This window comes from Clostridium sp. LS3, assembly GCF_055330225.1.
Genome location: NZ_CM143921.1, coordinates 2519153 through 2534711 on the forward strand (window position 1 = coordinate 2519153; position 15559 = coordinate 2534711).

A 15559-nucleotide genomic window follows, 5' to 3' on the forward strand; every position below is an offset into this window, starting at 1 on the left:
TTTTCTTAATAAGCTTTTATATTATTAAATTTAACTTTATATTGCTTTAATTTTCTACATTATTTGTATTTTTCATGCCTTGTAATCAATTACAAAAAGACTTACAATATTTTATAAGTATATTGTGAAATAATTCTTAAAACTCATATAATATTTATATAATAATTTATTTATTAATTTGTAAAGAAGGGATTATTGTGAAAAATCTTATCCTAAATACTGTATCTTGGCTTCTAGTTGTATCTTTATTATCTTTATATCTAAATGAAAAAATGAAATTCCCTTTATTCATCTATGTATTTACATTAAGTATATTTCTTATAACATTAGGACTCTTAGTATTTATTAAAGCAATTATACAAAATAATAATTTTAAAAATATTAAAGAATCTAGAAAAATTACTATTTCAAGAAAAGTAAAAACTAACATAATATCAATTTCTTTAGCTGGAGTAATTTCATTATTCACTAGCATTTTAATGTAAAGCTAAAATTCGTAAAAGGTAGCTATATAGTTATTTAATATATCTACCTTTAGTTTTTATTATTATATTTAGTTCTTATTACTATATTTAATTTTTACCTTTTTAATTTAGGAAAATATTTAGTATGTATTAACTCATGAGCTTTTGCACTTAAAGGATGATCTAAGTATTTCTCATAAATCATAAGGACAGATTCATTTTCATGAGACCTTCTTATTTTAAGAGAACTATCTATCTTGTTTAATCCTTCTCCTCTTTTAATTATAGTCTCTTGTCTTTTTTTAGGTTTTGGTTGACCACCTCCACCTATACATCCACCATTGCAAGCCATTATTTCAATTGCATGGTAAAACTCTTCTCCCTCTCTTATTTTATCAAGCATTTTTCCTGCTTCTTTAAGTCCATGAGCTACACCTATTTTAAGATTTATATCTCCTACATTTAATTCACAGGACCTAAATCCTTCCCATCCTCTTAAGGAAGTGAATTCTATGTTATCTATTCTCTTGCCTGTTATACTTTCTAAAGCTGTTCTTGTAGCTGCCTCTATTACTCCACCAGTTCTTCCAAAAATAACTCCAGCACCACTATACTCTGATAGAGGGTTATCAAATTCTTCACCTTGAAGATCACTTAAATCTATATTAGATTCCTTTAATATTTTTATAAGTTCCCTTGTAGTTATTACATAATCAGTATCATAGTTATCACCACGTGAGAACTCCTCTCTAGATGCTTCATACTTTTTAGCAACGCAAGGCATTATAGCTACAGAAGTAATCATGTCTCTCTTGAACCCTTTTTCTTTTGCCCAAATATCTTTTGCTATAGTTGCAAACATCTGCATAGGTGATTTAGCTGTAGAAGGTACATCTAGCATATCTGGATAATTTTGTTCTATAAACTTTACCCAAGCTGGACAACAAGAAGTTAATAAAGGTAGCTTAACAGAATCATCGCCATTAAAGTGTCTTTCTAAACGATTTTTAAGTTCTGCTGCTTCTTCCATTATAGTTAAATCAGCTGCCCATGTTGTGTCAAATACATAATCTACTCCTAATCTTTTAAGAGCTTCTACAAGTTTTTTCTCTAAATTTTCTCCTGGTTCAAAGCCAAAAGCTTCTCCTATTGTAACTCTAACTGCTGGTGCTATTTGAGTTATAACTATTCTTTTTGGAGTTGCTAAATCTCTTAAGAATTTAAATGTATTGTCTCCTTCAGTTATAGCACTAACAGGACATGCCACTATACATTGACCACAATGTGTGCATCTATTATTGTTAATTTCGTGTTGTTCTTTTATTCCACCTGAAATACAATCTACAGGACAAACTCTTGTACATGCATGGCATCCTATACATTTATCAGTTATTCTAAGCTTTGTAAGCTGTGGACATTCTCCAGCGTAGCACTTGTGCTCTTCTATATGCTCTTCTATTTCCTCATAAAAATTTTCTATTAATTCTAAAATTATATTTCTATTTTGATTTATAGTACTTTTTATTCCACTAGCTAGTTGTCTTAATAAGTATATATCTCTACTATTAGCTTTTCCTTTGCTTATTCTATCTAATATTCTCCAAATTCTTAAAATCTCATTTTTACACTCATTATATTCAGTAAAAAGTGGATCTTCTATCTTACCTAAAAGATATTCTATGTAAAACTTTGAAAATTGTATTATACAATCTTCTTCAGAAAGTATTATTATATTTCTATATACACTATCCTTAAATGAATTTAAATCGATTGGCAAACTTAATTGATTTATATTTATAAAATTGCTAAAAGGAAAGCCTATTTGAGCACATTTAAAAGGCTTATTATTGATCATACCACCTGCTAAGGATATTATTTCTTCAAGGCTCATCCCTTCTTCTACTTCTATTAGTCCTGGATTTTTTATTTTTCCTGAAATAGCTATTATGTTTTTCTTATTTTCTGTAGTTCTTTTTAGTTCTTCTTCACCTAAGGTTGTAAAAACAGAACCAAAAGTACTTTGTAGTATAGTTTGCTTAGAATTTCCCATAGTACACCTCTCATTTATAATATTTTAAAATTCTATTCTTTACGTATATATAAATAATATTATATAAATATATTTAACTTAACAACCATATTTTATAAATTTCTTCAAATTTAGTCTTAATTCTCATTTATATCTACTATTTTCACCTTACTATCTATTACTCCAATTACGGTTAAATTGTTGCTTATATATTCATTTACTATATTTATAGCTTTTTTTGTAATTATTTCTCCAGGACAAATTAAAGGAATTCCTGGTGGGTATGGTATTATGGCTTCCTTAGCAACTTTTCCTACAGACTCTTCAATATTAATAATTATGTCTTTTAAAGTAAATACTTCATATGGTTCTAGTTTTTTAATTGGTGATATACTTGTATAATTTGTATTTTCTTTACCTACCTTTAAAAGGTTTAAGTCTAGCTTTTCTATAGCCAAGTATATTCTTTCTAAATCTTCTACTGTGTTTGATGGAGAAAGAATTAAAACTACCCCTCTAGAGAAACTCATCTCAGCTTGTATTTTATTGTATCTTAAATAATCCAAAAGCTTATGTCCACTATATCCATCTTTTAAAATCATTAAATATCTACTTTTATCAATTGTATAACCTTTTTTCAAGTTATAATCACTTATTATTTCTACTTTGTTTAAGAAACTTATTTTATCTTTCCAATTTTCTGCTACCTCTATAAGAGTACCATAATCCTTATCCCCATAATTATCTAAATAATATCTTCCATAGTCTAAAGATGCCATTATTAAGTAGGAAGGAGAGGTTGTCATAAAGGCTCTTAAGTAAAATTCTATATTACCTTCATCATTATTTACTAATAAATAAGCTCCTTGTGTTAAGCTTGGCAAAGTTTTATGTGCACTTAATACAACATAGTCTCCAAGTTTAGCTAAGGACTTAGGTAAACTTTTATTTACTCCAAAATGGGCTCCATGTGCACTATCAATTATTACTTTTAAACCTTTTTCCTTTAAGGATTTTATAGTTTTTTCTATATTATAAGATATTCCAAAATAATTTGGACTTGTAAGTATTATTCCCTTTGGTTTAGTTGATTTTTTTAAAGCCTCATTTATTTCATCTTCTGTTGGAGGTAAAAATATTCCTAAATTATCATCAACTACAGCATCAATATAAATCACTTTAAGCTTTCTTAAAATAATTCCATTATAAATTGATTTGTGACAATTCCTCTCTACTAATATTTCATCACCTTCTTTAAAAGCTGAAAATATCGAAGCTAAATTCCCAGCTGAACTTCCGTTTACAACGAAATATGCTTTTTTAACCTTATAAGTTTCTGCTAAAAGATTTTCTGATTCTCTTATAACACCCTCTGGACAATGCAAGTTATCCAATGGATCTACTTCAGTTATATCTAACTTCCCAAGATTATACATAAATTCTTTTCCTAAATCGTCTCTTAAAAATGCTTTTCCACTTTTATTTCCTGGCATAGATAAAATTAAATTATTTTCTTTATGATATTTTAATAATTCTTCTAATAAAGGTGCTTTTCTCATCTATTTCTCCTCACTAATACCTTTAATTCAGCTACATACTATCTCTATAGTCTTTGAGTTAAATACCTTTTTTACAACTTCATATATAAAACTTTTATCTATATTATCTATTTCATTAAATTCTTCTAGGTAAATATTTTCATCTCTAAACATAGTATTGTAAGTAGATAATTCCTTTGCTAGTATTATATTTTGTTCTTCCCTAAACAGCCTTTTAAGTTTCATTGTCTTTATAAATATAGCTAAGTCTTCTTTTGTTATTTCTTCTTTAAATCTATCTATATCTTTTATACACTCATCTATTAAATCTAATGATTTCTCTAAGTTTTCCTTAGAAGTACTAAAATTAATTTTATAAAGTTTTATATATTTTTCAAAAGCTATTTTAGTTAAAACATCATAAACAAGTCCATTCTTTGTCCTTAACCTATCATATAGCAACGAATCTACTCCTTCTCCAAAATACTCATTAAATATTCTTAATGCCTTAATTTCCTTATTGCTTAGCTCATCTATTGGAAATATAATCTCAACTTTACAGGTATTTGTTCCTTCTTTTAAGTCTTTATAAGTAGTTGCATTGGGTTTCTCATAAATAATCTCTTTATCTGTGTCATTATTCTTTCTTTTCCAATCTTGAAAATACTTTTCTATTATCTCTGTAACTTCATTAAAATCTAAAGAAGATACTACAGCTATAGAAGTTTTACTTGGCAAGTAATTGCTTTGATAAAAATCTTTTAAATCCTTTAAGGTTATATTTTTCAAACTTTCTTCTGTTCCTATTATTGGATACTTTATTCTTCTATCATTAAAACTATTAAAAAATAATTTATCTTCACAATATTGCTCAAGATCTTCATCCCATTCTTTTAACTCTTCTTTTATTACATCCATTTCTTCCTTAAAGCCTTTTGTAGAGAATTTTGGTCTTAAAATTATATCTGAAAATATTTCTACTCCTTTTTCAAAGTCTTCCTTTAACATAGTTCCATAATAAATAACATATGGATAATTGGTCATTGCATTTTGGAATCCAAAAGTTTGACTTAAGGCTTTATTTATTTCCTCTTCACTTCTTTTATTTGTTCCCTTATAAATCATATGTTCTGTTGCGTGAGCTAAACCAAGTAACTCTTTTTCCTTACAAGCTCCTGCATCTATTGATATACAGATAGATGTTAACATTGATGTTGTTCTTTTATATATAACTTCTAAATTATTTATTAATTTATATTTCATAAGGTCCCCCTATAATTTTATTAATTATATAATAATATAAAAAGTTGGTATTTGAACATACTCAAATACCAACTTTTCTATTTAAAATTATTCTGCCTTTAAAGCAATTGCACATTCAATTCTCTTCTTTTGCATTTTACAACCAACTTCATAAGGTATTTTCATATCTCCATTGAAGCTAAAATTATTTGCTTGGCATCCTCCACTACAATAGAATCTTGCCCAGCAATCTCTACATTTAGGCTTATTATATATATGAGCTTTTTTAAATTCTTTGCCAAGATCTTTGTTGTATGTATCATCATATATACTTCCAAGCTTAAATTCTTCTTTTCCTACAAATTGATGACATGGATATACATCTCCTTGTGGTGTTATTGCTACATACTCAAAACCTGCTCCACAACCTGAAATTCTCTTGTAAACACAAGGACCTCCATTAAGATCTACGTTAAAATGATAGAAATTATATTCTCCATTTTTTTCTCTTTTTCTTCTTGCCATATCTTCATATAGCTTATCATAATTCTTCATTATTTCTGGTAAATCTTCTTCTCTTAATGCAAGAGGATGTCCCTTTTCTAAAACAACTGGTTCAATAGAAACCTCATCAAAGCCTTCATTTACCATAGCCATCACATCTTCAAAGAAATCAGTATTTGCTCTTGTAAATGTTCCTCTAACATAATACATTTTACCAGGCGTTCTCTTTTTAATCATTTTCTTTATATTTGGAAGTATATCATCATAAGATCCACTTCCATCAACTTTTATTCTTACATTATCATTAACACATTTTCTACCATCTAATGAAAGTATGATATTTCCCATTTCTTTATCCATGAAATCCATCATTTCATCATTTAAAAGAGTAGCATTAGTAGTCATTGTAAATCTTATATTTTTCTTCCACTCTTTTTCATTTTCTCTAGCATACTGTATTATTTCTTTTACAGTATCCATAATCATAGTTGGTTCTCCACCAAATAAATCTATTTCTATATTCCTTCTTGGACCACTTCTTTTAACTACATATTCTATTGCTTTTTTAGCAGTTTCTACAGACATAACTCCTTTATGTCCATTATATTCCCCTTCATCTGCAAAGCAATACTTGCATCTTAAATTACATCCATGAATTATATTTAGACATACTGCCTTTATATAATCTCTATCATCCATTGATCCATGAGCTATATCTTCATATTTATCTTCTGAATATAATAACCCATCTTTTACAAGCTCCATTATTTCATCATAGGCTTCTATAATCGTATCTCTTTCATATTTATTACATAAAAGCTTTAATGTTTCTTCTTTATCTTTCATTCCATCATCATGTACTAAATCATATACTAGCTCGTCTACTATATGAACTGCTCCTGTATTTACATCTAATACAAAATAATTGTCGCCTTGTTTAAATTTGTGTATTAAAGACATTTTCCATCCCTCCAAAAGCTTTGCTTCAACTAAAAAGTAAGCAGCAACTTAATTGTTGCCGCTTCTTGTTAATTAGTTTTCACACTCTAAGTTTGCAACTGTACATGAAGTTTTGCAAGCTGATTGACATGAGTTAGCACATTCTTTACAACCAGGTTTTACTAGGCTGTTTTTAATATTAGTCTTATTGATTGTCTTGATATGTTTCATGATTATACTCCCCCATTCTTCCAAAATACTCCACGATTATATCATAAAAATTTTACTTATTAAAGATAAAATTTATAGATTTGGTGAATTTCTTATTATGTAACCCTTATATGGTATTCTAACTCCTACACCTGTTGAATCAAATTCATACTCTGTATCACTTAGTGCTTTCTTGTTTTGCGCTAAATTCATTCCTATTCTATAAAGAGCTTTAGCCATTCCCTCTGCATCTTGTATTACAGTTCCTGTCATAAGCCCATTTTCTATTAATCTTTTTGCCTCATCTATACCATCTACACCTACAACTGGAATATATTTATTAGGATCTCCCATATTATATCCTCTTTCTTGAAGTGCCATAATAGCTCCTATTGCCATTTCATCATTGTTAGAAATTATTAATTCTACGGTATCTCCATATCCTAAAAGTAATGATTCTACTCTAATTCTTGCACAATCTTTATCCCAATTACAAAACTCTGATGCTAGTTTACTAGATTTAATTCCTTTTTGATTTATTGTGCTTATAACACATTCACTCCTATATTGTGCTTCTAAATTATTCTTATCTCCCTGTAATAATACATATTGTATTTTGTTATCTCCATTTCTATCTATTATATTTTTATTATTCCATTCTTTTACTATTATTTCTCCTTGTAAATTCCCTGATTCACAAGCTTTCGTTCCTATATATAAAGATTTACCATAAGATTTAATACCATCTAAGGATAATGGTTCCCTATTAAAAAATATTATGGGTATGTTATTTTCTTTTGCTTTATTTATTACAGTATCTGATTGGTTTACATCTACAATATTTACTAGCATAAGATCTACTTTATTATTTATAACCTCATCAATTTGCTTATTTTGTAATTCTTGATTTACTTCTCCATCATAAAATATAAAATCTACTATATCTTTATTATCATTTTCTATTTTTAGCAAAGCATCTCTTACTAAAGAAATAAAATAGTCCTCTTCTTTATATAGTAATACGCCTACTTTTATAGGGGCTTTATTACTAATAGTAGCATTTATATTAATACTATATATTCCAATAATCATAAGTATAATAATGCTACTTAATAATACTATCTTCTTCATTTTCTCCTCCCTATATATCACATATAAATTTACTTTAATCATAAGTTAATTTATAATTAAAAATTATTAATATTACTATTTTTCATTTATGATTTTAGTGAATTTTTTGTTATGTAATTACCATAAGGTATCATAACTCTTACTCCTGTTTCATCAAATTTATATTCTGTATCCTTTAATGGTTCTTTTCCTTGAACTAAATTCATTCCTATTGTATAAAGTGCTTTTGCCATTCCTTCAGAATCTTGTATAACTGTACCTGTCATAAAGCCATCTTTTATTAATTTTTTTGCTTCTTCTGTTCCATCTATACCTACCACTGCAATATGCTTTTTAGAACCTTCCTTATTATATCCCATTTCTTGAAGAGCCATAATAGCTCCTATTGCCATTTCATCGTTATTAGAAATTATCAGTTCTATGGTATCTCCATATCTTGTAACTAATTCTTGCACTTTAATTTTTGCACATTCTTTTTCCCAATTGCAATATTCTGATGCAATTTCATTAGTTCTTATTCCACTGTCTTTAATAGTTTTTATAACGCAACGACTTCTAGCTTGTGCATCTAAATTATCTTTTTCTCCCTTTAATAAAACATAGTCTATAATATTATCAGAATTTTTATCTATTATGTTTTTATTTTTCCATTCATCAATTATCATTTGTCCTTGTATATTTCCTGAGTCACAAGCATCTGTTCCTATATATAAAGATTTTCCATAGGACTTAATACAATCCATTGAAGAAGGTTCCCTATGAAAAAATATTATAGGTATATTATTTTCTTTTGCTTTATTTACTGGTAAACATGATTTTTTTACATCTACCAGATCTAATAATATAAGGTCTAACTTCTCGTTTATAACTTCATCTATTTGTTGATTTTGTAATTCTTGATTTCCTTTTCCATCATAAAATATAAAGTCTACCTTATCCTTATTTTCATTTTCTATTTTTAATAAGTCATTTTTTAATGAAGAAATATAGTAATCATCCTCTCTGTATAATAATACTCCTATTTTTATAGGAGCTTTCTCTATCTCTATAGCTCTAATTTTATTAGTACCTGTTATTAAAATTATTAAAATAATAATATTAAATATAAATAACTTTTTCATTTTTCCTCCATATTAAATCTATGTCATCTTATAATAATTTTTCTTCAAAGTAATCTAAATCTTTAAATATAGTATAGATCATATATATCTATTTAATACTATTTTTAATTTTTATTATTTAAAATCATTAATGGATTATAATTATTGACCTTATATAATATACATATTATATAAGGTCAATAATTATATTTTAGGAGTCTATATATGAATAGTAGAAAACAATGTAGTTTATTTTATGATCCTAATGCAGGAAATTACTTAATCCAATATCGTGGAAATTTTAAAGAACAAATAGATAAGGTATCTTACGCTTGTGGGGCTATCATTACAAATACAATCGGAGTAATTGCAGTTCGTGAAGATGATTTAAGTAGATTAAGAAAAGATGTACCATCTATAGTTTATGTTGATTTCCGTTCTGGGGCAGTTTTGCAGGATATTTCACCTTCCTATGCTGATAACATAAATAATATAAAGATAAATCCTTATTTAGACTTAACAGGTAAAGGTGTTGTAGTTGGAATTGTTGACACGGGAATAGATTATTTAAATCCTGAGTTTATTAGAGAAGATGGCACCTCTAGAATTCTTAGTATTTGGGATCAAAGTATAAACGAATATGAACACCCTGAATTTTCTAAGCCAAATAATGATTTATATATAGGTCAAAAGTACTCTAACGAAGAAATTAATTCTGCAATACTGGCTTCTAAAAATAACCAAGACCCCTATGCCATTGTTCCTTCAAAAGATGAAGTTGGCCATGGAACAAAAGTTGCTGGAATAATTGGTGCTAGAGGCTATACTAGTGAAATTCAAGGAGTTGCACATGACTGTGATTTTATTGTGGTAAAACTTTTTGAATCTACAAACTTTAAAAAAATAATACGTGAAAATGGTTTAGTTCCTCCTCCTGTTTATAATATTTCCGAACTTGTATCTGCATTAGAGTTCTTAAAAAGTGAATTTTTTAGATTAAATAGACCTATGGTTATGTATCTTGGAGTTTCTTCTACAGAAGGTGCTCATGACGGTAGTAGCTTAACATCTAGATATTTATCTCAATTTGGTGGTTTAAGAGGTATATGCTTAGTTGCTGGAGGAGGTAACGAAGGTGCTGCACAAGGTCATGTTTCTGGAAACATGAAACATGTAGGAGATGTTTCTGTTCAAGAACTAAATGTGCCAAGAGATTTAACGCGTCTTACTTTTAATATATGGATTCGAATTCCTAATAGTGCATCTATAAATATAGTATCTCCTAGTGGTGAATCTACTAAAATAATAAAGCCAAAAACTAATAAAGTCGAAACATATAAATTTGTATTTACAAATACAGAAGTTACCATTAGATACTTTACTCCAGAAAATTTTACTGGCCATGAAGTTATAAACGTAGCATTTCGAAATATACGTTCAGGAATATGGAGAATAGAATTAATAGGATTTTATATTATAGATGGAAGCTACCATATATGGTTACCTGCACATAATACACTACCAGAAGGTTTAGTATTTTTAAATCCCAATCCCTTTAGTACTGTTACCGTTCCAGCTACAGCTAGAGGTGTTGTTACTGTAGCATATTTAGGACCTAACAATTCTATTGTTGCTTCTTCTAGCAAAGGATTTAATACTAATGGTTTAATAAATCCTGATATAGCTACAATAGGAATTAATGTTTTAACTATAGATACTTCTGGAAAAGTTACTACACTATCTGGTAGTTCTGCTGCTGCTTCTATAGTTGCTGGTGCTTGTGCTCTTCTCTTAGAATGGGGAGTTGTTAAAAAAAATGATCCAACTATGTATTCTACAAAAATTCGAAGTTATTTGCTCTATGGTGCAACTAGGAACGAAATTTATAAATTTCCAAATAGAGAAACAGGTTTTGGTGAATTTAACTTACTTGGTACATTTAATGTTATAGGAGGAATATATAGTAATTTAAGAAATTCTTTAAATAATTCAAATAGAAGTACTGACTTCAAAAATGAATTTTTAGAGTTTAATATTAATAAATTAGTTGTAAGAATTCCTAGAAATATGCTGGAGGTTTTAGATGAATAGAAATCCACCAATTAAAGAAAATATTTTTAAAGATCCAACTTATTCTCATTATGTTGTTCAATATCAGGGTGATATTGAAAAGGAATTTTCAAATTATCCTACTTATTATGTAAACATTATTAATGATAGATATGCTATAATTTCTTTGCCTGAAGAGGTTCAAGAGATATCAGAGCTTCCTTATTTTAGCACTATTGTAGCTATTAAACCTTATGACATGTATACACTCCAAGAAATATCTCCACTTGAAGCATCCCAAGCAAGCTTTTTACAACTAAATCTTCCTTTGAACTTAACTGGCAGAAACACCCTTGTGGCAATTATAGATACTGGAATAGACTATTTAAATGAAGAATTTATGGATTATGAAGGAAATACTAGAATCGAATATATTTGGGATCAAACTCTTGATTTTATTGATAGACCTAATCGTATTAAGGTTCCATTTGGAGTAACTTATTCTAAAGAAGATATACAAGAAGCAATAAATTTATCTAGATCAGGTGGAGATCCTTATAGCATAGTTCCTAGTAAAGATGAAATTGGCCATGGAACTGAAATGACTGGAATAATCGGATCTACTGGTAAAAACCCTCAATTAAAAGGAGTTGTACCTAATTGTAAATTCGTTGTAGTTAAACTCATTGAAGACTACGGATTTCAAAAGCAATTTAATGTAAAGGTACCTACTTATAATGTAACATCAGCTTTTTTTGCATTAAATTTTTTATATAAGTATGAATTAATGTCTAATTTTCCTATGGTCATATATTTCCCTCTTGGGACCAGCTTAGGAACTCATAAAGGTAATGATTTATTATCAAGATATATAGATAGCATTTGTTTGATTAATGGCATAGTTGTTGTTACTGGAACTGGTAATGAACGTGCTTCTGGCGGCCATGCTTCTGGGATACTTTCCACTAGTGAACCCACTAAAACAATAGAATTAGATGTATCTCCAGAACAAGAAAATATAATAGTTGAAATTTGGACTGAACCTCCTAATATAATATCCCTTGACATTATATCTCCTTCTGGAGAAAACACTGGTGTAATAAATCATTTAATAAATACAACTACAACTTATACCTTCCTATTTGAAAAAACAGAAGTAAAGGTTAATTACTATATTCCTGAAGAAAGCTCAGGTTATCAATTAATAAGAGTTCGTTTTACTAAGCTACAACCTGGTATATGGATATTTAGAGTAATTGGAGATCTTATTTTAGATGGAGTCTTTAATGCATGGATCCCTCAAGAAGGTATATCTGTTGGTGGTACTCATTTTATTCCTGCAGATCCTTATGGTACTATTACTAGTCCTGGGAACTCTACAGTTCTAGTAACTGTTGCTGCATACAATCAAAATAATAATAATATATTAAATTATTCTGGTATGGCCTTTAATACTAATTATGCAGGTGTTATAGATGTTGCTGCTGGTGGAGTAAATGCCCTTACAGTTGCTCCTAACAATAAAACAGCTATTGTAAATGGTACTAGTGTAGCTGCTGCAATAGTTGCTGGAGCATGTTCAATGCTATTTGAATGGGGTGATGTTCAAGGTAATAACCCAAATATGTATGCACAAACTATAAAAGCTTATTTAGCTAGAGGGGTGAGTCCAAGGCCTGGAGACATATATCCAAACCCCCAGTGGGGATTTGGAATACTTAATATTTTTGTAATGTTCCAAAATATAACTTAATATACTATAAATTATAATATATATACTTTTTTCATAATTTAAAATTAAAATCCTATTGAAAGATACATAATATATTGATATTATAAAAATACGTTTTAGTATCTTCCAAGAGGAGTGAAAAAACAACACACAATATAGTTGTGGAGAGTGATTTGGGCAAGTCACTCTTTTTTATTATATTTTTTAAATAATAAGGTCCATAAAAATAGACCTTATTATTTTGATTATTTACTATTTAAATATTCTTCAAAATTTCTTATATTATTTTTCTTTCCTATAACTACAATTAAATCATTTTCTCTTAAAATATAATTTGGATCAACTTCTATTATAGTTTCTTCTCCTCTTTCTAAAGCTATAATATTCAAGTTAAAATCATTACGTATTTTAGATTTTAGTATTGTCTTTCCATCTATCTTAGAGGTTACTTTTAATTCCTCTATATGAATATCATTATTTAATTCAATAAACTCCAAAGCTTCCTCATTTAACAATCTATTTGCAATTCTTATAGCCATATCATTTTCTGGATATACAACTTCAGCACCTATTTTCCTTAAAACACAACCTTGCTCATAAGTTGTTGCTTTAGAAATAACTCTATTTACACCCATATTAATAACATTTAACGTAGTTAATATACTTACATCTATCTTTTCACCTATACATACAAATACAGTTTCGCAATTTTGAATACCAGTCTCTTCTAAAGTTTCTTTATCTAGATTATTAACTACAAATGCATTTTCTGTAAGTGATCTAATTTGTTTTATCTTATTTTCATCACTATCTAAAACTATGACTTCCTTTCCAGCTTCTATTAATGTTCTTGCAAGTGCAAATCCAAATCTTCCTATACCAATTATCCCAAACTCTACTACAAACCTATGATTAAACATATATTTCTCTCTCCTATCCTATTATAACTGCTTCTTCTGAAAAATAAGCATTTGATGCTTCCCTAAAAGACCAAATAGTTGCTATTGTCATTGGCCCTAATCTTCCTATAAACATAATTAATGAAATAATAATCTTACTTAAATCAGTAAGATCAGGAGTTATTCCTGTTGACAACCCTACAGTGCCAAAAGCACTGGTTACCTCAAATAACAATTGCATAAAAGTATAATTAGGCTCTAATATACTTAATATAAATGTTCCCATACATACAACAAACATAGCTAGCAAAGTAATATTAAAAGCTTTAAACACTATATTAGTAGAAATTTTTCTTTTAAATGCAGTGCAATGTTTATTGGTAGATGTACTATAAATACTTCTACATAACGTAAAAAAAGTAGTTGTCTTTATTCCTCCTCCAGTTGATCCTGGGGATGCTCCTATAAACATTAAAACAACTAATACAAATAATGCTGCATTTGTAAAGTTTCCTAATGAATAAGTGCTAAATCCAGCTGTTCTAGCAGATGTACTAAAGAAGAATGCTCCAAGCCATGATATATCTTCTGTAAGTTTTAAAAGTATAGTTCCCCCTAATAATAATATTCCTGTCATAGTAAGAACTACTTTTGTATGTAAACTAAACTTCTTAAAAGACTTCTTTAGAATTATCTCTTTAATTACTAAAAATCCTAATCCACCAAATATAATTAATCCGCAAGTAGTTAAATTTAACAGTACATTATTTTGATAAGGTATTAAGTTTCTTAACCCTCCTAGTATATCAAACCCTGAATTATTAAATGCCGCGATTGAGTGAAATACACTAATACCTAAGGCATCCATTGGTGAATAATCCTTTGAAAATACTATATAACTTAATATTGCTCCAATAGTTTCAAATATCAACGTCATCATTAAAACTGACTTGACTAATTTTACAAGTCCTTTCATTGAATCTAAATTCATAGCCTCCTTTATAAGAGTTCTTTCTTTTATACTAACCTTTTTCCCCATTAGTAAAATAAATCCAACGCCAACAGATGTAACCCCAAGACCTCCTATTTGTATTAATAAAGCTACAACAGTTCGTCCAAATACAGTAAATGTATCAGCTGTATCCACAGCTATTAATCCAGTTACACAAACTGCACTAGTTGATGTAAATAAAGCATCTACAAAAGAAACTTCAACTCCATCATTTATTGATATTGGAAGCTTTAATAATATAGCTCCTAGTAAAATTACAGTTAAAAATCCCAATACAATAATTCTTCCTGGTTTAATTTTTTTCATTAATTTCATTAAAGTCCACTCCCTCTTGGATACAATATATCCCTTAATTACAATTAGTAACCAAGATTTTTATGATTAATTATATATAAATCAATATATACTGTCAATTCAGTTATTTATATACATATTCCATTAAAAAGTCATCTATAATCAAATATCACGCTCTAGTTAGCTTATATTTATAAAATACTTCAAATATATGCATATATTAATTAATAAGTGTTCTGGTAAATAATGTTTTATAATAAAAAAGTCGCCAAGGCAAGCTTGCCAAGCCGTCGACTTTTTTCGCGCATGTGCATTTAAATGACACTCCAAATTTTATATTTGGTTAGTTGAAGTTAAACTACTTAGTGCCAGAAGCTTGCCTGAGGTAAACTCTTGCACGCGCACTTTATTCTATT

The 15559-nt window shown here is 28.4% G+C and carries 12 protein-coding genes; 3 read left to right on the forward strand and 9 right to left on the reverse strand.

All coding sequences use genetic code 11. The features are described from left to right. The first annotated feature begins 197 nt into the window (after positions 1 to 197). Positions 198 to 485 carry a hypothetical protein gene (locus tag ACZJV1_RS11835; protein ID WP_411168106.1) on the forward strand — a complete coding sequence of 96 codons (288 nt, stop codon included), beginning with the start codon at positions 198 to 200 and terminating at the stop codon, positions 483 to 485. Positions 486 to 579: 94 nt separating this feature from the next. On the opposite strand, the gene ACZJV1_RS11840 is transcribed toward ACZJV1_RS11835, so the two are convergent. The 7 genes from ACZJV1_RS11840 to ACZJV1_RS11870 form a co-directional block, all read right to left on the reverse strand. Next, entirely contained in the window at positions 580 to 2514 is a 1935-nt protein-coding gene (locus tag ACZJV1_RS11840; RefSeq protein ID WP_463650248.1) for a [FeFe] hydrogenase, group A, read from the reverse strand. Positions 2515 to 2630: 116 nt separating this feature from the next. After that, positions 2631 to 4052, reverse strand: coding sequence for an aminotransferase class I/II-fold pyridoxal phosphate-dependent enzyme (locus tag ACZJV1_RS11845; protein ID WP_463650249.1), 1422 nt, complete (start codon positions 4050 to 4052; stop codon positions 2631 to 2633). A gap of 27 nt (positions 4053 to 4079) precedes the next feature. Continuing rightward, positions 4080 to 5294: a M16 family metallopeptidase gene (locus ACZJV1_RS11850; protein WP_463650250.1), complete on the reverse strand. Its 1215-nt coding sequence runs from the start codon at positions 5292 to 5294 to the stop codon at positions 4080 to 4082. An 87-nt stretch (positions 5295 to 5381) separates the two neighbouring features. Then, positions 5382 to 6737 (reverse strand): thioether cross-link-forming SCIFF peptide maturase, encoded by a 1356-nt coding sequence (scfB, locus tag ACZJV1_RS11855; protein ID WP_463650251.1) that lies wholly within the window; start codon positions 6735 to 6737, stop codon positions 5382 to 5384. 72 nt (positions 6738 to 6809) lie between these two features. Beyond that, complete coding sequence (gene scfA, locus ACZJV1_RS11860) at positions 6810 to 6947, reverse strand: six-cysteine ranthipeptide SCIFF (RefSeq protein WP_016208429.1); 138 nt, start codon at positions 6945 to 6947, stop codon at positions 6810 to 6812. A gap of 72 nt (positions 6948 to 7019) precedes the next feature. Beyond that, positions 7020 to 8057 (reverse strand): galactose ABC transporter substrate-binding protein, encoded by a 1038-nt coding sequence (locus ACZJV1_RS11865; RefSeq protein WP_463650252.1) that lies wholly within the window; start codon positions 8055 to 8057, stop codon positions 7020 to 7022. 86 nt (positions 8058 to 8143) lie between these two features. After that, a complete protein-coding gene (locus tag ACZJV1_RS11870; protein ID WP_463650253.1) occupies positions 8144 to 9178 on the reverse strand; it encodes a galactose ABC transporter substrate-binding protein in 1035 nt (344 codons plus the stop codon). Between the two features lie 204 nt (positions 9179 to 9382). Here ACZJV1_RS11870 and ACZJV1_RS11875 point away from each other — a divergent pair, with 204 nt between their 5' ends. After that, on the forward strand, positions 9383 to 11248 hold the full coding sequence (locus ACZJV1_RS11875; RefSeq protein ID WP_463650254.1) for a S8 family peptidase: 1866 nt from the start codon (positions 9383 to 9385) through the stop codon (positions 11246 to 11248). Beyond that, entirely contained in the window at positions 11241 to 12959 is a 1719-nt protein-coding gene (locus ACZJV1_RS11880; RefSeq protein ID WP_463650255.1) for a S8 family peptidase, read from the forward strand. Before ACZJV1_RS11875 ends, ACZJV1_RS11880 begins: the two co-directional genes overlap by 8 nt. 224 nt (positions 12960 to 13183) lie before the next feature. Here ACZJV1_RS11880 and ACZJV1_RS11885 read toward each other — a convergent pair whose 3' ends face one another. Both ACZJV1_RS11885 and ACZJV1_RS11890 read right to left on the reverse strand, forming a co-directional pair. Then, positions 13184 to 13858, reverse strand: a complete 675-nt coding sequence (locus ACZJV1_RS11885) for a potassium channel family protein (RefSeq protein WP_411168115.1) — start codon at positions 13856 to 13858, stop codon at positions 13184 to 13186. Between the two features lie 13 nt (positions 13859 to 13871). Continuing rightward, a complete protein-coding gene (locus ACZJV1_RS11890; RefSeq protein WP_463650256.1) occupies positions 13872 to 15164 on the reverse strand; it encodes a TrkH family potassium uptake protein in 1293 nt (430 codons plus the stop codon). Positions 15165 to 15559: the final 395 nt, after the last annotated feature.